The organism is Acidothermus cellulolyticus 11B, assembly GCF_000015025.1.
GTDB lineage: Bacteria > Actinomycetota > Actinomycetes > Acidothermales > Acidothermaceae > Acidothermus > Acidothermus cellulolyticus.
On sequence record NC_008578.1, the window covers coordinates 1,129,798 to 1,146,608 of the forward strand.

Below are 16,811 nucleotides of genomic sequence, written 5' to 3' on the forward strand. Positions count from 1 at the left end.
GCGTTAGCCAGGCAGTGACGCGTTCGCCGAGCGGTTCGGAGGAAGCCGATGGCCTTCATGCGCAAGGCGGCTGTCTACCTCGGCTTGGTCGAGGACGACGAGGAGCGCTACGAGGACTACGACGACTACGACGATGCCGAACCGCATCGCCGTGAGCCTCGTGAGGCCGTGGAACGCGACCTTGGCTCACGGCGAACTGCGGTCGTGCGGCGGATGGATGCGCGGGAGTCGAGTCCCGCCGACCCTGCGGAGCTGCGGCGGGTCAGCGAGCCCGCACCGACCGAGCGTCCGACTCCGCCGCTTCGGGTCACGACGCTGCACCCACGCACCTATAACGAAGCGCGGGCGATCGGCGAGCACTTCCGGGAAGGCATTCCGGTGATCATGAATCTCACCGAGATGGACGACGCGGACGCTAAGCGGCTCGTTGACTTCGCAGCCGGCTTGACCTTCGGTCTCCGCGGGAGCATTGAACGGATCACCAGTAAGGTCTTCCTTCTCTCGCCGCGGAACGTCGAAGTGACCGCAGAGGACAAGCGCCGCATGGCTGAGGGCGGCTTCTTCAACCAGTCCTGACGATCTGAAGGTCAATGCCGGAGGCTGTGTCCCACCGCCCGGCACCGCGCGGTTCCAGGTCAACCGTCATCGTCAGGCGACGGCCCCGCGTCGCTCGCGTGTGTCTCGGCTGCGCAGCCCCGTCACACCCGGTACCTTGTCGCGGGCGCAACCCGGTGCACGTTCCCTACTGCTTGGTCATCGTCCAGGAACCATCCGATTCGATCTGCACGAGCCCCGAAGCCGAGATCGGCACGGTACCGTGATAGTTCCCGATGGTGTTGACCAACAGGTCAGGGAAGTCGCCACCAAGTGCGGTCACGACGAAGTTGTCCTGGCCCTGATTTGTGATCAGGAAGGCGGCTGGTCCACCGGTGTAGTTGACAACCTCGTCGCCCTTGCCGGAAATCGTGGTGTCGAAGTTCCGTGCCGTTCGGGGATCGGCCAGTGTGATGGACCACGGGCCGGTCGCTGTCACCTTGAGGGCGGTCGTGTCCTGCGAGAACGAGTTCGGCCCGTCGAGGAGCACGGTGCCGTGGTAGGCGCCGATCGTATTGATGAGGACGTCGGTGCTGCTGAGATCCGGCCCGAGCGCTTCAACCACAAAGTTGTTCGCGCCGCCTTGGTACGTGGCCGTGAGCAGCACCGGGCCGCTCACCGGTTTGGTGATGTGGACGACGGAATCGCCCTGCCCCGAGTAGCTGCGCGGCGACGCGATCGGCGTCTGTGCCGGGGTTGCCGGCTCGGTAGACGCCTCGGTCGCTGCCGCGGACTCCGGCGTGGAGCCCGTCGCGGCCGTCGTCACCAGCCCGGACGATGCGGCTGCTGTGCTCTGCGCCGCACCTGACGTCGCAGCATTCGTCTTGCTCGGCGTCGGATGCGACGTCGCAACGGCGATCACGACAATGAGCACGATCAGAACGCCCAGCCCGGTGAGAATCTTGTGCCGGGCGAACCACGATGTGCGGGCCGGGCCGGCCGGCGGAGTGTATCCCTGGGCTGTCGGTGGTGGTGTGCCGGGCCGCGGCTGCGGTGCCGAGGTTGTCGGTTCGGCGGACGACGCGGCGCCCGTCGCGTGTCCGGTACCGTGGGCCGGCGGTGTCAGGCCTCCGGGAGATGGCGCTGCGCCACCCGGTGCCGGCGTGTCGTCGTTGTTGACCATGTAGTCCTCCTCGCGTGATGCGCCCGACCGTTGGCAGGTCGGGTCCCGGCAGCCCGCCGGGAGGGGCGCCGGCCGGTACGGCCGTGCGACAGGCATCGTGCGCGGGAGGAGTGACATTTTCGGTGCCGCCGTGGCAGGCGGCGGCCCGGGTCGGGCTAAGCTCGGGTTACCTGCAACGACAAGATCGCAACGTGGACGGCGAAGGACGGCGATTGCGCACCGGTGGCCGCACTGTGGACCCTCATCGAAGTGATCCTCTGGATCTTCTTGATCCTCTTGATCGTACGGTTGGTCTTCGACTGGGTGCAGGTGTTCGCACCCGAGTGGCGGCCGCGCGGCGGCGTCCTCGTGGTGCTCGAATTCTGTTACTCGATAACCGATCCGCCGTTGCGGGCGTTACGCCGGGTGGTGCCGCCCGTGCGGATCGGGCGGTTCGGACTGGACATTGCCTGGATCGGCCTGTTCATCGGCGTGGTGATTCTGCAATCCGTCGTGGCGTCCTTATGATCCGGTCAATGCCTACTCATGTGAGGTGACAGCCATGCCGCTCACCGCTGAGGACGTGAAGAACAAGCAGTTCACGCATTCGCGGTTTCGTGGCGGGTACGACGAAGCCGAGGTTGACGAATTCCTGGACCAAGTCGAAGCCGAACTCGCCCGCCTGCACCGGGAGAATGCCGACCTGCGGGCGCGGTTGCAAGCCGCTGAACAGGCCCTGCGAGACGCCCAGCAGGCGGCTTCCGGTGGGTCCGCCGGCGCTCCGGCGCCGGTCCAGGTTGGCGAGGATCCGCAGCAGGCCGCTGTCCGCGTGCTGGCCGCCGCCCAGCGGACGGCCGATGAGATGGTGGCCGAGGCGAAACGGGACGCCGAGAAGATCATTTCTGATGCGCGGGCGCGGGTCGAGCAGTTGGAGCGCGAGACGCAGGAGCGGCACCGGGCAGTGATCGGCAACTTGGACGCCGAGCGCGAGAAGCTGGAACGCCGGGTTGATGAACTCCGGGCGTTCGAGCGCGAGTACCGCGCCCGGCTCAAGGCCTACCTGGAGGCGCAGCTGCGGGACCTCGAGGGCCGCGGTACGGATACACCCCGGCCGGCTCCGGCGACAACGGCTCCGCCGGCATCGGGTCCGGCGACAGCGGGACCAGCGGTTCCACCGCTCGCCCCGCCGGCGCAGCCGAGGCCTGCCAGCCCCTTTGTGCCCGGCACCCCTCCGGGTCAGCCCGGCGGCGGTACCTCGTCCGGTGCAGCACCGTTCAGCGCAGGTTCGCCGTCATCGCTACCGGCAGGCTTCGGTGGAGCGGCCGCGGGCACCCAGACCCCGTCCGGCAACATCCCGGCGCCGCCCACTCTCGGTGGACCGCCCAGTGGCCCTGGTGGACCGCCGGACCAGAAGCCGCCGAGTGGGTTCGAGGTGGACGAAGGTCCGGAAATTCCGCCGACCAATGGCTGATCTGGCCGCATCGTGATTGTGATCAAAATCAGCGGCGCCGCGGTGTTCATCGCTGCGGCACTCGTCGGCGCCGGGGTCTTGTTCTCGCGTCCGGCGTTGTACTACGTGGCAATCGGTCTGTGCGTCGCCGCCTTCCTCGCTGTGATCGCGAGTGCAATTCCGTGGCGTCGTCGTCCCCGCCGCTACCCGTAATCCGCGGCCGAACGCGACCGGTCCTCCGATCCGCGGCCGCCCTGCGGACTGCTCGTGGCGGCTGTGGCCGCTCACCTGCCCGAATGGCGTGGGGTGTCAGCTGCCGGGGTCGGTGACCGCCGTTGGCCAGCGGGACCGCTGCCGGAACGGATCCCGCGCGGGCGGCATCGGCATCGTGAGCCGCGTGCCGTCGACAGACAGGCCGGTGAGCGCGAGCACCCGGGCCAGGATGGACGCCGTCGTTTCGCCCCGCGCCACTCCGTCGGCGGTGACCATCGCACGGTAAATCGTGGCGTAGTGCTTGACCGGTGTGTTGTAGCTCCAGTCCACCGATCCCAGGTGAACGGCGCTGCCACGGGTGCCGCCGGGCCCGTCAAACGGGCCGCTCCACACCTGGATGCCGGCCGGCCCCGCCGCGAAATGACCGCCGTTTCCGACGTCGTGGAGCCGCGCTTGGGCGATGAGCTCGCGGGTTTCCCGCTCGGGGAGGACGAGCGCCGGCCGGATCTGGCTGGCGAGGGCTGGGACGGCGACCGCCCCGGGACGCAGCGACACGTTGGGCAGCGGCGGCTGGCCGACGTGAGGGACTACCGCCACTTCAACCTCCCGTCACGCATCCACGAATAGGGCTGCGCGGGGCGGCGGTCCGGCCGACTCGCCGCCGTGCGTGCCAGCTGACCCGACCGCCTATCCCCGTGTTCCTTGGATCGGCAGCCGGGGGGAGTCACCTTGACTGCGCCGAATGGGTGGTTCCGGCATCGACCGATAGGACGATCTCCCGGGCGGGCGGCCGTCGGCCGTATCTGCAGCATCGGACGGTCGTCGGCCGCCCCGGATCACCGGGCCGGCCGCCTGCCCTACCCGGATCACCGGGCCACCCGCCTGCCGCGCCGGCGTCGAGGCCGGCGCGTGGCTAGCCGCCTGCCGTTCGCAACCACGCGGTGAGACGGAGGTCATCGTCGTGGTGGGTGCGGATCTCGGCGTTCGGCCGGCCTTCGGTGAATGCGACGGCCAGCACCTCGGTGCTGATCAGCTTGGCGTGCTCGCGGATCGCGGCGGCCACGTCGTCGCGCTCCGCCTGCCACCACACCTCGATCCGATCGCTGATGTCGAGGCCGGAATTCTTCCGGGCGTCTTGCAGAAATCGGATGACTTCGCGGGCGATTCCGGCGGAGACGAGCTCGGGCGTTAGTTCGATGTCGAGCGCGACGAAAATCTCACCGTCGCTGGCGACCACCCAGCCTTCCGCCGGTGCCTCGGAGACGATGACGTCGTCCGGGCCAAGGTCGACGGGTTCACCGTCGACCGTCACCTGCACGGTGCCGCGCTCGGACAGTTCGCGGCTGAGCGCGTTCGGCTCCGCAGCGGTGATTGCGGCGGCGATGCGCGGCGTACGCTGCCCGAAACGCTTTCCAAGGGCCCGGAAATTCGGTTTCACCATCCTGGTGATCACGTGTACGTCGCTGGTCGATGCGTCGACGACCTGCCGTACGTTGAGCTCGTCCGCGACCTGCTCGACCAGCTCGGCGGGTAGGTCGCTCCATCCGCGGGCCCGCACCAGCGCCCGGCGCAACGGTTGCCGGACCCGCAGCTTCGACTCGGCCCGTGCCGCCCGGCCGAGTTCGACCACTTTGCGCAGCAGGGCCATCTGCGCGTCGAGCGCTGGGTCGATTCGCGCCGGATCCGCGGCCGGCCACTCCCGCAGGTGCACGGAGTCGGGCGCCGACGGCACCATCTCGGTCACCAGGCAGGAGTGGACGTAATCGGTGATGAACGGCACGAACGGCGCGAGCAGCCGGGTCAGCACTTCCAGGCACTCGTACAGGGTCGCGAGCGCAGCCGCATCGCCTTCCCAGAACCGCCGGCGGCTGCGCCGCACGTACCAGTTCGACAAATCGTCGATCAATTCGCTGAGCCGTCGTCCGGCACCGGCGGAATCGAAGGACTCCAGCGCGTTGTCCACCTCGGCAGTCGTGGCATGCACGCGGCTGAGCGCCCAGCGGTCCAGCAGCGGCCGGGTCTCGACCGGGGGTGCCGGGTCGGACGGCGTCCACCCGCTGGCGTTCGCGTACAAGACGAAGAAGGACGCCGTGTTCCAGTAGGTGAGCAGGACCTTGCGGACCACTTCGTCGAGGGCGTCGTGGCCGACCCGCCGGGGCACCCAGGGCGAGCCCGAGGCAAGCATGAACCAGCGCAACGCATCAGCGCCGTGCCGTTCCATCAGCGGCATGGGCTCCAGGATGTTGCCGAGGTGCTTGCTCATCTTCCGGCCGTCCTCGGCAAGGATGTGACCGAGGCAGACCACGTTCCGGTAGCTCGATCGGCCGAAGACCAGCGTGCCGACGGCCATCAGCGTGTAGAACCAGCCGCGGGTCTGGTCGATGGCTTCGCAGATGAAGTCCGCCGGGTACGACCGCTCGAACTCGTCGACGCCGGCGAATGGGTATCCGAATTGCGCAAACGGCATGGCGCCGGAGTCGTACCAACCGTCGATCACCTCCGGGACCCGCCGCGCTTCGGCGCCGCAGACCGGGCACGGGAAGGTGACGGCGTCGACGTACGGTCGGTGTGGATCGAGGCCGCTCAGTTCCTGACCGGCAAGATTGCCGAGTTCCGCCCGGGAGCCGACGCAGGTCACGTGCCCGGCGGGGCACGTCCACAGCGGCAGCGGCGTTCCCCAGTACCTGTTCCGGGAAAGCGCCCAGTCCACGTTGTTGCGGAGCCAGTCGCCGTACCGGCCATGCTTGATGGTCTCCGGGAACCAGTTGGTCTTCTCGTTCTCCTCGAGCAGCTTGTCCTTGACGGCAGTCGTCCGGATGTACCACGTCGGCAGCGCGTAGTACAGCAGCGGCGTGTCGCACCGCCAGCAATGCGGGTAGCTGTGCTCGTACGGCGCGAGCCGCAGCAACAGACCACGCGCCCGCAGGTCGTCGACGAGCACCCGGTCGGCGTCCTTGAAGAACATGCCGCCGACGAGCGGGACGGTCGGTTGGAACGTGCCGTCCGCGCGGACGGGGTTGACGACCGGCAAGCCGTACACGCGGCTCACGGCTAAGTCATCCGCACCGAACGCCGGTGCTTGGTGGACCAGACCGGTGCCGTCGTCGGTCGTCACGTATTCGGCGAGGACGACGTAATGCGCTGCCGCGTCGAAGCTGACGAGGTCGAACGGGCGGCAGTAGCTCCAGCGTTCCATCTCCCGGCCGCGAAGCCGGTCGATGATCCGCGGACTGGTTTGTAATGCAGCCTCCACCAACGGCGCTGCGACGATGACCGGCGTGCCGTCGCCGGTATCGGCGACGACGTATTCGACGTCCGGATGTACCGCGACTGCCGTGTTGCTGACGAGGGTCCACGGCGTCGTTGTCCAGACGAGGAGATCGGCCTTGCCGGCGTACGGGCCGCTGGTGAGCGGGAATCGAACGTAGACGCTGGGATCCGTGACGGTCAGATATCCCTGGGCGACCTCGTGATCGGAGAGGGGAGTGCCGCAACGTGGGCAGTAGGGTGCAACCCGGTGGTCCCGTACCAGGAGACCAGCGTCGAAGATCTTCTTCAGCGACCACCAGACGGAATCGATGTAGGTCGGGTCCATCGTCCAGTACGCCTGGGACATGTCGACCCAGTAGCCCATCCGCTCGGTGAGGCGTTCGAAGGCGTCGACGTGCCGCTCGACCGATTCGCGGCACTTCGCGTTGAATTCCGCGATGCCGTACGTCTCGATGTCCTGCTTGCCGGAGAATCCGAGCTCCCGTTCCACCTGCAGTTCCACCGGCAGGCCGTGGCAATCCCACCCGGCCTTCCGGGGAACGTGAAACCCCTTCATGGTCTTGAACCGGGGGAAGAGGTCCTTGAATACCCGCGCCTCGACGTGGTGGGTTCCCGGCGTCCCATTGGCGGTCGGCGGTCCTTCATAGAACGTCCACTGCGGCCGGCCGGCCGACGCGGCAAGGGACCGTTCGAAGACGCGGGTGTCTCGCCAGCGTTGCAGGACTTCGTGTTCGAGCGCTGGGAGATCGACCTGCGCGGGCAGCGGGGTGAACCGACGTCTGCCGGACACGGATTCGCCTTCCTGAGCTGGTAAAGAGATCTGGGACTTCCGCTCGGCTGGAAGTCTATGCGGCGATCGCAGGGACCACGCGGTGGCGGGACGTCGTCGTGCCGCGTACGCTGCGGGCAGCAGCGACGATTCAGGCTCCGGAGTCTGGTGATTCGATCTCCGGCGTGCCGCGTTGCTGCGCGCAGCGGAACCGACGTATCCTCTGCTGACCTGCGTGACGATCAGGAATCAGAGAGGTTCGAGGGGGCCTCGATGGCAGGACAACGGCGTACGACGACGGCGCCCGCCAGCCGGCGCACTACCACCACGGGGACGCGCACCGGGGTCAAGCGCACCACCGCCGGTGGCGCGAAGCGGAGCGTGTCGGCGAACGCTTCGGTGGCGGGTCGGAAGGCCACGACACAGGCGACCGCGAAAAGGGCCGCGGGGAAGGCCACCGCGGCGAAGCGCGCCGCGGCGGCGAAGGCCACGGTGACGAAGACCGCGGCGGTGAAGGCCGCCACGAAGAAGGCCACGGCTGTGAAGACCGCGGCGACGAAGACCGCGGCGGTGAAGGCCGCGGCGAAGAAGGCCGCGGCAAAGAAGGCCGCGACGAAGAAAGCCGCGGCAAAGAAGGCCGCGACGACGAAGACGTCTGCGGTGAAGACCTCGGTAGCAACCAAGGCGTCTGCCGGGGCGAGAGCAGCTGCCCGGGCGTCGGCACCGGCCAAGGCCGCGACGACCGCGGCCAAGAAGGCCGCGACGAAAAGGGCTACGGCGCCGGCTAAGCCCGCGGCGAAGAAGGCTGCGGCGCCCGCGAAGACCCCGGCGAAGCAGGCGGCTGCTTCCAAGAAGGCGGCGGCCACGGCGGCGAAGGCACCGGCGAAAGTGACCGCTCCCCGGAAGGCCGCAACAGCTGCCCAGCGGGGCGGAGCGGCAGCCAAGGCGCCGGCGAAGGCCGCGCGGAAGGCACCGGCTCCACCCACGAGCGTGCCACCGGCAACCGTCACCTCGCCGTCCGGCCCGACGCCAGCCGAGACCGCCGTTCGCCATGAGGCGGAGGTGCCTGGCGGCGTGCTCTCGTCACCGGCAGCGGCCCAGCCCGCGGAACCAGCCGGTGCGGAGTCGTCCGCGTCTGCCGTCGAACCGCCGGCTGCCGAACCGCCGGTCACGGCACCGTCCGCCGGCGTCGACGCCGCAGCAGCTCCGGCCGAGTCGGAGACCCCCGCCAACTCGACAGCCACGGCGCTCCCATCCGGAGCCGGCGACGTCGGAGCCGGCGAGATCGCGGATGAGTACACCTGGACAGCGGCTGAGCTCGACGAGATTCGTGCGCAGCTCGAAGCGGAGATTGTCCGGTTGCGCCGGGAGATCGAAGTCGCGGAGTCGGGGCTCGCGGAGCGGATGCGGGACGGCGGCGACGGCGCTGGTGACGACCAGGCGGACGCCGGCACGAAGACGTTCGAGCGGGAGCACGAGATGTCCCTGGCCAATAACGCCCGGGATCTGCTCGTGCAGACCGAGCACGCACTCGCCCGCATCGCAGATGGCACGTACGGCCGTTGCGAGAACTGCGGCAATCCCATCAACAAGCTCCGGCTGCAGGCGAATCCGCGTGCGACGCTATGTGTGTCCTGCAAGCAACGGGAGGAGCGTCGCTGACACCCGCGGAGCCCTCTGCACCGGATGCCGCACCGCGCCGGCGGATGGGCATTTTCTTCGGAGCCGCGTCGGCTGTCTTCGTCTGCGACGTCGTTTCAAAGATCATCGTCGTCGCCACCCTCTCGGACCGGCCGCCGGTCCGGCTCCTCGGAGGCCTCCTCACGCTGGAAGAGACCCGGAACGCGGGTGCGGCGTTCAGCATCGGCACCGGAGCGACCGCGCTGTTTGCGGTCGTCGCCATCGGCGTCATCGTCGTGATTGTCCGGACGGCCCGCCGGCTCTACAGCGCAGCGTGGGCGTGGGTGTTCGGGCTCCTGCTTGGCGGGGCAACGGGGAACCTCATCGACCGCTTGGTCCGCTCCCCGGGAATCTTCCGCGGGGAGGTCGTTGACTGGATACGGCTGCCGCATTTCGCCGTTTTCAACATTGCCGACGCGGCGATTACGGTCGGTGGTGTGCTGGCCGCCTGGCTTGCCCTGACCGGCCGGCATTTCGACGGCCGCCGGATCGCGGAGTCCTCTCCGCACCGCCACGTCTCGCCGTCAGATGCCGAGGAGCCCGCTGCCGACCGGAGCAACGCCGCCGGTGAGTGAGACGTTGGACCGTGCCTGGGAGTGTCGCGCGTGACCGACGAATCGTTTGATGACCGTCTGCTGCCGGTCCCGGAGGGGTTGGACGGCGAGCGGGTGGACGTCGCCATCGCGCGGCTGCTCGGCTTGTCGCGGACTCGAGTCGCCGATTTGATCGCCGCGGGTCAGGTTCGGGTCGACGGCGTCGTCCCGGCGAAGTCCGCTCGGCTTGCCGCAGGGTCGTGGCTCGAGGTCCGCGTGCCCCGTCCCGGACCGCCGCGCCCGCCGGTGATCCCGACACCGGTGGCGGACATGGCGGTCGTGTACGACGATCCGGACATCGTCGTCGTGGACAAACCCGCCGGGGTCGCGGCGCACCCCAGTCCCGGCTGGGAGGGTGCGACGGTCCTCGGAGCGCTCCTTGCCGCCGGGTATCGGGTCGCTACTTCCGGGGCGGCCGAGCGGCAAGGCATCGTCCACCGGTTGGACGTCGGCACCAGCGGGCTCATGGTGGTCGCCAAGAGCGAGCGGGCGTATTCGACACTCAAACGCGCATTCCGGGAACGCGAGGTGCACAAGATTTACCACGCGCTCGTGCAGGGACACCCGGATCCGGTGCGCGGCACCATCGACGCCCCGATCGACCGGCATCCGGTGCACGAGTTCCGGTTCGCGGTCGTCGCCGGCGGAAAGCCGAGCGTCACGCATTACACGACCCTTGAGGCCCTGCCGGCCGCGAGCCTGCTGGAGATCGAACTCGAGACCGGGCGGACCCATCAGATCCGGGTGCACATGGCGGCGATCCGGCATCCGTGCGTCGGTGACCTCATGTACGGCGCTGACCCCACGTTCGCGGCCCGGCTGGGCCTGGACCGCCAGTGGTTGCATGCGGTCCGCTTGCGCTTCACGCACCCGATCCTCGGCAGCCCGATCGAACTCACCTCGTCGTACCCACCGGATTTGGATCGGGCACTGCGGATCGTGCGTCAGGCAGCGTGACGCGTCGCGGCGGTCTAGGGTGACCTCGACGCCACGGTACGTGCGGACACCCGCCACGACGGGTGGCGGTCCGCACCGCGCTTCAACCAACGAGGGGGTGCACGATGACGGTTCGACGCATCGACTACTACTACGTGACGGTTCCCGACGCTCCGGGCGAAGGACGCCGGGTGTTCTCCTCCCTCGCCGAGCGGGGCGTCAACCTCCTCGCCGTCCTGGCGTTTCCCGTGGGTGACGGGAAGTCGCAGGTCGATCTCGTTCCCGAGGATCCGGCGGCGCTGGAGTCCGCGGCGGGTCAGGCAGGTCTGGAGCTGAGTCCGCGCAAGCATGCGTTCCTCGTGCAGGACGACGACCGGGTCGGCGCGATGGCAGAGGTGGCCGGGAAGCTGGCGGACGCCGGGATCAACGTGACGGCGGCGGCTGCGGTAGCAGCCGGCAACGGTCGGTACGGCATGTTGCTCTGGGTATCGCCCGCCGACTACGAGACGGCGGCGACGGTTCTCGGCGCGTAAGAAGGGACCAGACGGTAACGCGCTCGGCGCAGCGGCCGCAGCGGCGTCACGCGCTGCAAGGAGGGCCGGTGAAGGATGGAGAGCATCGAGATTCCGGTAGCGACGGGCAGCACGCTGGTCAGCGATGTCACCGACGAGGTTGAGCGGTTCTGCGCGGGCCGCGGTGACGGCCTGGTGCACGTCTTCGTCCCGCACGCCACGTGCGGCGTTGCGCTGATGGAGACCGGCTCCGGCAGCGAGCACGATCTTGCGGCGGTCGTCGATCGGCTGTTGCCGCGCGACGGCCGGTATCGCCACGCGCACGGCTCCCCGGGACACGGTCGCGATCACCTGCTGCCTGTCTTCGTCTCGCCGTCCCTCGTGCTGCCGGTTCTCGGCGGACGGCTGGCTCTCGGCACGTGGCAACGCGTCGTCCTCGTGGACACCAACGTGGACAACCCGCGCCGCCGGGTTCGGCTCTCGTTTCTCTCCGGTTGACGCACCACGCGGCCAGGGAGTACCCGCGCGTCGGCTACGACCCGGAGCGGGGCGTCCAGTACCCTCCCGGTGGTGACCGAGGAGGGTGAGCCGTGACCGACGTCCTGGCCAGCGCCGAACGAGTGCTCCGCGACGGTATCGGGTTGACCGAGCCCGAGCTCCGCGCGGTTCTCGATGTGGACGACGACTCTCTGCCGCGCCTTCTCGACCTGGCGCACCGGGTGCGGCGCCGCTGGTGCGGTCCTGGTGTGGAGATCGAGGGGATCGTCTCGGTCAAGACCGGCGGTTGCCCGGAGGACTGCCACTTCTGCTCCCAGTCGGGCCGCTTCGACTCGCCGGTCCGCAGTGCGTGGCTGGACATCCCGAACCTGGTAACAGCCGCGGAGCAGACGGCGGCGACCGGGGCGACGGAGTTCTGCATCGTCGCGGCCGTGCGGGGTCCTGACGACCGGCTGATGCGCCAGGTCCGCGCCGCAGTCCGGGCGATCCGTGAAGCCGTGGACATCAACATCTCGTGCTCGCTCGGCATCCTCACGCCGGACCAAGCCGCGGAGCTAGCTGAGATCGGCGTCCATCGCTACAACCACAACCTCGAGACCGCCCGCTCCTACTTCCCGTCCGTGGTCACCACGCACACCTGGGAGGAGCGGTGGCAGACACTGCAGCTGGTTCGAGCCGCGGGGATGGAGGTCTGCTGCGGCGGCATCCTCGGCATGGGCGAATCGCTGGACCAACGCGCGGAATTCGCCGCCCAGCTTGCGGACCTTGACCCGGACGAGGTGCCGCTCAACTTCCTCGACCCGCGCCCGGGTACCCCCTTCGCGGACTTGCCGGTGGTGTCGGTGGCGGAGGCCTTGCGGGCAGCGGCGATGTTCCGCCTTGCCTTGCCGCGGACCATCCTTCGGTTCGCCGGCGGCCGGGAGATCACCCTAGGCGACGCCGGCACGCGGGATGCCCTGCGCGGCGGCGTGAACGGACTGATCGTGGGGAATTACTTGACGACCCTCGGCCGTGATCCCGCCGCCGATCTTGCCTTGCTCGCCGAGCTTGGCGAACCCATCCGTCGTTCCGAACTGCAGGCACTCTCGCAAGCCTTGTGATGTTCTGCGAGCGCTGCGGCCAGCCGGTGACCGACGGCGACCATTCGCGCTGCGGCGTGGTCCGGGTCTGGGAGCCGCCGCGGTACTGCGCAATTTGCGCCCGACGGCTCGTCGTTCAGGTGTTGCCGACCGGGTGGACGGCGCGGTGTCCGGCACACGGGGAGGTGCGGTGAGCGTCTCAGCAGTGGCCCGACGCCGTCCGGAACCGGATCCGCTCCTCGTCTTTGATCGGGCGCACCTGTGGCACCCGTACGACTCTGCGATCGCGCCGGGTCCGGTCCGCCGGGTGGTCTCGGCGTCCGGTGCGCGGCTGCGGCTGGCCGACGGACGGGAGCTGATCGACGGCATGTCGTCGTGGTGGTGCGCCATCCATGGCTACCGGCACCCGGTCCTCGACGAAGCGGCGCGTGCGCAGCTGGAGCGGATGAGTCACGTGATGTTCGGCGGGCTGACCCATGAGCCGGCGATCGCGCTGGCCGCCGAGCTGCTCGACTTCGTCTCCGACCCCGACGGTCGTCCCGTCTTCGACCACGTGTTCTTCGCCGACTCGGGGTCGGTAGCGGTGGAGGTGGCGTTGAAGATGGCCGCGCAGTTCGGCGCGGGCACCGGCCGTCTCGGACGGCGGATTCTCGCCCTGCGCGGCGCCTACCACGGCGACACTCTCGGCGCGATGAGCGTCTGCGACCCCGTCGATGGCATGCACCGGCTCTTCGCCGGCACGCTGCCCACCCAGCTCTTCGCCCCACGGCCGCCGGCGGGGCTGGACGCGGACATTGCGGAGTGGACGGCGCAGGTGAGCGGCATCGTCGCCGAACACGCCGATGAACTTGTTGCCATCATCGTGGAACCGGTCCTCCAGGGGGCGGGCGGCATGTTCGTCTACCCGCCGGCATGTCTGCGCGTGCTGCGCGAACTTGCCGATCGCTACGACCTCCTGCTCATCTTTGATGAGATCGCGACCGGTTTTGGCCGGACCGGGGAGCTTTTCGCCATGCGCCACGCGGAGGTGTACCCGGACATCTGCTGTGTCGGCAAGGCGCTGACCGGGGGGTACCTCACCCTGGCCGCGGTGCTGTGCACGGCCCGGGTTGCCGAAGGCGTCTGCGCCGCCGAGCCGGGGGTGCTCATGCACGGCCCGACGTTCATGGCGAATCCGCTGGCATGCGCGGTGGCCGCGGCCAACCTGCGGCTGCTCCGCGCCGGCACCTGGCGCGCCAACGTGCACCGCATCGAGAACCGACTCCGCATCGGCCTTGCGGAGTGCGTGCAGGCCCCTGGGGTGCGGGACGTACGCGTGCTCGGCGCGGTCGGCGTCGTGCAGTGCGACCGGCCGGTCGACGTACCGGCTGTCACGGACGTCCTGGTGGAGCGCGGGGTGTGGCTGCGCCCGTTCCGTGATCTGATCTACACGATGCCGCCGTACATCTGCACGGATGACGAGGTGGACGCGATCAGCGCCGCGATTCGGGACGCGGTGACGGTGACGGCGCGATGAGCGGGGCGACTGACGCGGCCGAGCGCGAGACCGAGATCCTTTATCGCGACTGGTACGCGACTGACCCGCGTCGTCCGGTCATCCGGGTGGGGCGGCATTGGCTGGTCTCCTCGCGCGCATTGGTGAAGGCCGTGCTTCTCGATCAGGAGACGTTCGCCGCGGACAACACCCTGGACGCCGAAACACCGATGTCCGTTGCGGCGCTGCGCATCCTGGCTGGGCATCGGTTTCGGCTGCCGCACACGTTGGCGAACAATTCGGGACCGAGCCACGCCGGGTGGCGCCGCTTGCTAGCGCCGTATTTCTCACCCTCGGCGATCGAACGGCATCGGGCGTACGTCGACCGCGTGGCGGAGCAGCTGGTGGCGGAGGCCGCGGCGGTGTTGGCCCGTGACGGTGTCGTCGACCTGCATGCGGCGGTTTCTCAGCCGCTCCCGCTCGTCGTCCTTGACCGGATCATTGGTCTGCCGCCCGACGACATCGCCACCGTGAAGCGGTTTGCCGCCGCGGCGCTGGAGCTGTTCTGGGCGCCGCTCACCCCGGAGCGGCAGCGGGTTCTTGCCGATCAGGTGGGGGCGTATCACGCCCGGTTGCGCCGTTTTGCCCAGACCGCCGGCGGTCTGGGCGCGGAGCTCCGCGATCACGCGCAGCGGACCGGTCTCAGTGACGACGACGTCGTCGGCGTTCTCTTTTTCCTTGTGGTGGCCGGGCAGGAGACCACATCGCAGTTCTTGACGGCGTTGTTTGCCCGGCTGCTTGCTGAGCCCGCGGTACTGGCCGGCCTGCGGAGGGGTCGAATCGCCGTGGCAGACGTCGTCGCCGAAGGTCTGCGGCTGCTGACGCCGGTGGTGACGTGGCGGCGGGTGGCCACCCGTGACGTGGTGCTCGGCGGGACGACGATTCCCCGCGGCGGGTCGATTGTGCTGCGGCTTGCGGCCGCGGGCCGCGACCCGGACGAGGTTGCTGAACCGGAGCATTTCCTGCCCGGCCAGCGCGGCTCCCGCCGGCATCTCGCCTTCGGCGCGGGAGCCCATCGCTGCCTCGGGGCGCAGCTTGCCACGATGGAAGCCGAAATCGTCGTGACGCGGATCGCGGATCTCCTCGCGGAAGCCGAGGTTGTGCGGGCGCCGCGGCATCCGCTGAACCTGTCGTTTCGCATGCCCGATGCTCTCGTCGTTCGGAGTGCCGCTGTATCGGCGGGCGTGGCGCCGGCGGGCGGGTCATGTCGCGGCCGGTCGCGGAGCATGTGACCACGGTGCCGGACTGACAAGCACCGGCTGCTGGCTCTTCACGGCGTCGTCGATCGCGCAGGCGATGAGGTGGTCTTGGCAGGCTTCGGCCAGCGGGTAAGGGGGCGGGCCGGATTCGCGCACCCACGCGGCCATGTCGGCAAGAATGTCGGCGACCGCGACGTCGTCTTCGGAGAGTCGAGCGCCAAAGAAGCGGTTGCGGTACATGACCTGGCCGTCAAGGCTGATGTGGTCGAGATCAACTCCTTCGAGATTGAGGTCGATACCGACGCGCCTGCGGACCAACACGGATTGCACCGGTGTGAACGGATCGACAAGGCGGACGACGGTCTCGTCGACCCACTCGCCGAGGCTGCCGCGGACGACGATCCGCCGGGCCCGAAGCGGGTTCCACCATTGGTTGTCGGTGAACGTGTACGTGGCGAATCGTCCGCCGAAGTCGAGCCAGGCGTAGGTGGTCGTAACGGGCTGGGGAGTGGCGTCGCCGCGCCATCCGTCTTTTGTGAGCGGATCGGCAAGTGGGGCAGTGACGGCGGTGGCCCGCACGACCGGAAGGGTGAAGCCGACGTCCAGGTAATGCCGCAGCAGGGAGACGGCGTGGTACAAATGCGTCGAAGAAATGTCGGCCGACGTCGGTTCGCCGATGAGCCCGGAGCGTATGGCGGCCAGTCGCGCGGCGTGGCCCGGCATTCGCGTGTATTGTTCGGCAACTTGTACCAGGCCGCTCTCGCCCACTTTCTGCCACAGGGCGCGAAGTCCGGGGACGTCGGGCGCGGGCGGGGTTTCGGTAAGAACAGGGATTCCCTGTCGTACCACCGCTTCCGTGCATTCCGGTGTGGCGTCCCACGACACGGCGACAACGACAAAATCGGGACGCCGCGCAGCAAGCGCATCCTCAAGTGTCGCGTGGACCGGTACCTTCCAGTGCGTCGCGAGATACTCCCGACGCGAGGCCGTTCGTGCGACGACGCCGGTGACGGTGAACCATTCCGGCGCCGCTGCGGCGATGCGGAGGAGGAATTCGGCCCGCCATCCTGCACCGATGATGGCGAAGCACGCCGGACCGTCAGCCGGTGGCCGACGCCACGGTACGGCAGTCATGCTCCACGGTCCTTTCCCTCGCGCGACCGGCGACCCACGCCGGCGCGTCGGTCACGGAGTGACCCCGAGCCGCCGACGCCGTCGTGAGGACGCCGCCACGGCGCGCCGCCGTCGGGCTTGCTCTCCGGTTTGCGATCCCTCACCTGGGTCTCGCGTAGTCGCTCCCTAATCGGCGTCCCGGGTCGTCGCTCGGACGGAGCCGGATCCAAAGGTCGTCTGGATGCTACGTGACCCTGGACGATGCCAAC

18 protein-coding genes are annotated in these 16,811 nt (G+C 68.9%); 13 read left to right on the top strand and 5 right to left on the bottom strand.

Annotated features, from left to right (window positions below; all coding sequences use genetic code 11):
* The first annotated feature begins 48 nt into the window (after nt 1–48).
* Entirely contained in the window at nt 49–576 is a 528-nt protein-coding gene (locus tag ACEL_RS05275; RefSeq protein WP_011719860.1) for a cell division protein SepF, read from the top strand.
* Between the two features lie 166 nt (nt 577–742).
* Here ACEL_RS05275 and ACEL_RS11455 read toward each other — a convergent pair whose 3' ends face one another.
* Nucleotides 743–1,717 (bottom strand): hypothetical protein, encoded by a 975-nt coding sequence (locus tag ACEL_RS11455; RefSeq protein WP_011719861.1) that lies wholly within the window; start codon nt 1,715–1,717, stop codon nt 743–745.
* Between the two features lie 222 nt (nt 1,718–1,939).
* Here ACEL_RS11455 and ACEL_RS05285 point away from each other — a divergent pair, with 222 nt between their 5' ends.
* Genes ACEL_RS05285 through ACEL_RS05295 form a run of 3 tightly spaced genes read left to right on the top strand, consistent with a single transcriptional unit; the run spans nt 1,940 to nt 3,359 of the window.
* Nucleotides 1,940–2,224: a YggT family protein gene (locus ACEL_RS05285; protein ID WP_011719862.1), complete on the top strand. Its 285-nt coding sequence runs from the start codon at nt 1,940–1,942 to the stop codon at nt 2,222–2,224.
* Nucleotides 2,225–2,258: 34 nt separating this feature from the next.
* Entirely contained in the window at nt 2,259–3,167 is a 909-nt protein-coding gene (locus ACEL_RS11460) for a DivIVA domain-containing protein (protein WP_011719863.1), read from the top strand.
* A 12-nt stretch (nt 3,168–3,179) separates the two neighbouring features.
* The gene (locus ACEL_RS05295; RefSeq protein ID WP_041834965.1) at nt 3,180–3,359 is read left to right on the top strand and encodes a hypothetical protein; all 180 of its coding nucleotides are present in this window, start codon (nt 3,180–3,182) and stop codon (nt 3,357–3,359) included.
* Nucleotides 3,360–3,455: 96 nt separating this feature from the next.
* Here the strand turns inward: ACEL_RS05295 and ACEL_RS05300 are convergent, their stop codons facing one another.
* From ACEL_RS05300 to ACEL_RS12415, 3 genes are all read right to left on the bottom strand, one after another.
* The gene (locus ACEL_RS05300) at nt 3,456–3,956 is read right to left on the bottom strand and encodes a hypothetical protein (protein WP_011719864.1); all 501 of its coding nucleotides are present in this window, start codon (nt 3,954–3,956) and stop codon (nt 3,456–3,458) included.
* Between the two features lie 316 nt (nt 3,957–4,272).
* Nucleotides 4,273–7,419: an isoleucine--tRNA ligase gene (gene ileS, locus ACEL_RS05305; protein WP_011719865.1), complete on the bottom strand. Its 3,147-nt coding sequence runs from the start codon at nt 7,417–7,419 to the stop codon at nt 4,273–4,275.
* A gap of 221 nt (nt 7,420–7,640) precedes the next feature.
* Nucleotides 7,641–8,408, bottom strand: a complete 768-nt coding sequence (locus ACEL_RS12415) for a hypothetical protein (protein WP_202943417.1) — start codon at nt 8,406–8,408, stop codon at nt 7,641–7,643.
* A 52-nt stretch (nt 8,409–8,460) separates the two neighbouring features.
* Here ACEL_RS12415 and ACEL_RS12420 point away from each other — a divergent pair, with 52 nt between their 5' ends.
* From ACEL_RS12420 to ACEL_RS05345, 9 genes are all read left to right on the top strand, one after another.
* Nucleotides 8,461–9,060, top strand: a complete 600-nt coding sequence (locus ACEL_RS12420; protein WP_202943418.1) for a TraR/DksA family transcriptional regulator — start codon at nt 8,461–8,463, stop codon at nt 9,058–9,060.
* A gap of 44 nt (nt 9,061–9,104) precedes the next feature.
* A complete protein-coding gene (locus ACEL_RS05315) occupies nt 9,105–9,653 on the top strand; it encodes a signal peptidase II (RefSeq protein ID WP_011719867.1) in 549 nt (182 codons plus the stop codon).
* A 30-nt stretch (nt 9,654–9,683) separates the two neighbouring features.
* A complete protein-coding gene (locus ACEL_RS05320) occupies nt 9,684–10,628 on the top strand; it encodes an RluA family pseudouridine synthase (RefSeq protein ID WP_011719868.1) in 945 nt (314 codons plus the stop codon).
* A 104-nt stretch (nt 10,629–10,732) separates the two neighbouring features.
* The gene (locus tag ACEL_RS05325) at nt 10,733–11,140 is read left to right on the top strand and encodes an ACT domain-containing protein (protein ID WP_011719869.1); all 408 of its coding nucleotides are present in this window, start codon (nt 10,733–10,735) and stop codon (nt 11,138–11,140) included.
* Between the two features lie 75 nt (nt 11,141–11,215).
* Entirely contained in the window at nt 11,216–11,617 is a 402-nt protein-coding gene (locus tag ACEL_RS05330) for a secondary thiamine-phosphate synthase enzyme YjbQ (RefSeq protein WP_011719870.1), read from the top strand.
* Between the two features lie 92 nt (nt 11,618–11,709).
* A complete protein-coding gene (bioB, locus tag ACEL_RS05335; RefSeq protein WP_011719871.1) occupies nt 11,710–12,717 on the top strand; it encodes a biotin synthase BioB in 1,008 nt (335 codons plus the stop codon).
* Nucleotides 12,717–12,890, top strand: coding sequence for a biotin synthase auxiliary protein BsaP (gene bsaP, locus ACEL_RS13005; RefSeq protein ID WP_476499101.1), 174 nt, complete (start codon nt 12,717–12,719; stop codon nt 12,888–12,890). Before bioB ends, bsaP begins: the two co-directional genes overlap by 1 nt.
* Complete coding sequence (bioA, locus tag ACEL_RS05340; protein WP_011719873.1) at nt 12,887–14,212, top strand: adenosylmethionine--8-amino-7-oxononanoate transaminase; 1,326 nt, start codon at nt 12,887–12,889, stop codon at nt 14,210–14,212. The genes bsaP and bioA overlap by 4 nt, the downstream gene beginning before the upstream one ends.
* Nucleotides 14,209–15,462, top strand: a complete 1,254-nt coding sequence (locus ACEL_RS05345; protein ID WP_011719874.1) for a cytochrome P450 — start codon at nt 14,209–14,211, stop codon at nt 15,460–15,462. The genes bioA and ACEL_RS05345 overlap by 4 nt, the downstream gene beginning before the upstream one ends.
* On the opposite strand, the gene ACEL_RS05350 is transcribed toward ACEL_RS05345, so the two are convergent.
* Nucleotides 15,433–16,563 carry a Gfo/Idh/MocA family protein gene (locus tag ACEL_RS05350; protein ID WP_011719875.1) on the bottom strand — a complete coding sequence of 377 codons (1,131 nt, stop codon included), beginning with the start codon at nt 16,561–16,563 and terminating at the stop codon, nt 15,433–15,435. The genes ACEL_RS05345 and ACEL_RS05350 overlap by 30 nt on opposite strands.
* Between the last annotated feature and the right edge of the window lie 248 nt (nt 16,564–16,811).

What these genes read in the sequence shown, in the direction of transcription:
- ACEL_RS05315 (WP_011719867.1), top strand. Translation starts at nt 9,105, where the DNA reads ATGGGCATTTTCTTCGGAGCCGCGTCGGCTGTCTTCGTCTGCGACGTC.
- ACEL_RS05345 (WP_011719874.1), top strand. Translation starts at nt 14,209, where the DNA reads ATGAGCGGGGCGACTGACGCGGCCGAGCGCGAGACCGAGATCCTTTAT.
- ACEL_RS11455 (WP_011719861.1), bottom strand. Translation starts at nt 1,717, where the DNA reads ATGGTCAACAACGACGACACGCCGGCACCGGGTGGCGCAGCGCCATCT.
- ACEL_RS05330 (WP_011719870.1), top strand. Translation starts at nt 11,216, where the DNA reads ATGGAGAGCATCGAGATTCCGGTAGCGACGGGCAGCACGCTGGTCAGC.
- ACEL_RS05275 (WP_011719860.1), top strand. Translation starts at nt 49, where the DNA reads ATGGCCTTCATGCGCAAGGCGGCTGTCTACCTCGGCTTGGTCGAGGAC.
- bsaP (WP_476499101.1), top strand. Translation starts at nt 12,717, where the DNA reads ATGTTCTGCGAGCGCTGCGGCCAGCCGGTGACCGACGGCGACCATTCG.
- ACEL_RS05325 (WP_011719869.1), top strand. Translation starts at nt 10,733, where the DNA reads ATGACGGTTCGACGCATCGACTACTACTACGTGACGGTTCCCGACGCT.
- ACEL_RS05350 (WP_011719875.1), bottom strand. Translation starts at nt 16,563, where the DNA reads ATGACTGCCGTACCGTGGCGTCGGCCACCGGCTGACGGTCCGGCGTGC.
- ACEL_RS11460 (WP_011719863.1), top strand. Translation starts at nt 2,259, where the DNA reads ATGCCGCTCACCGCTGAGGACGTGAAGAACAAGCAGTTCACGCATTCG.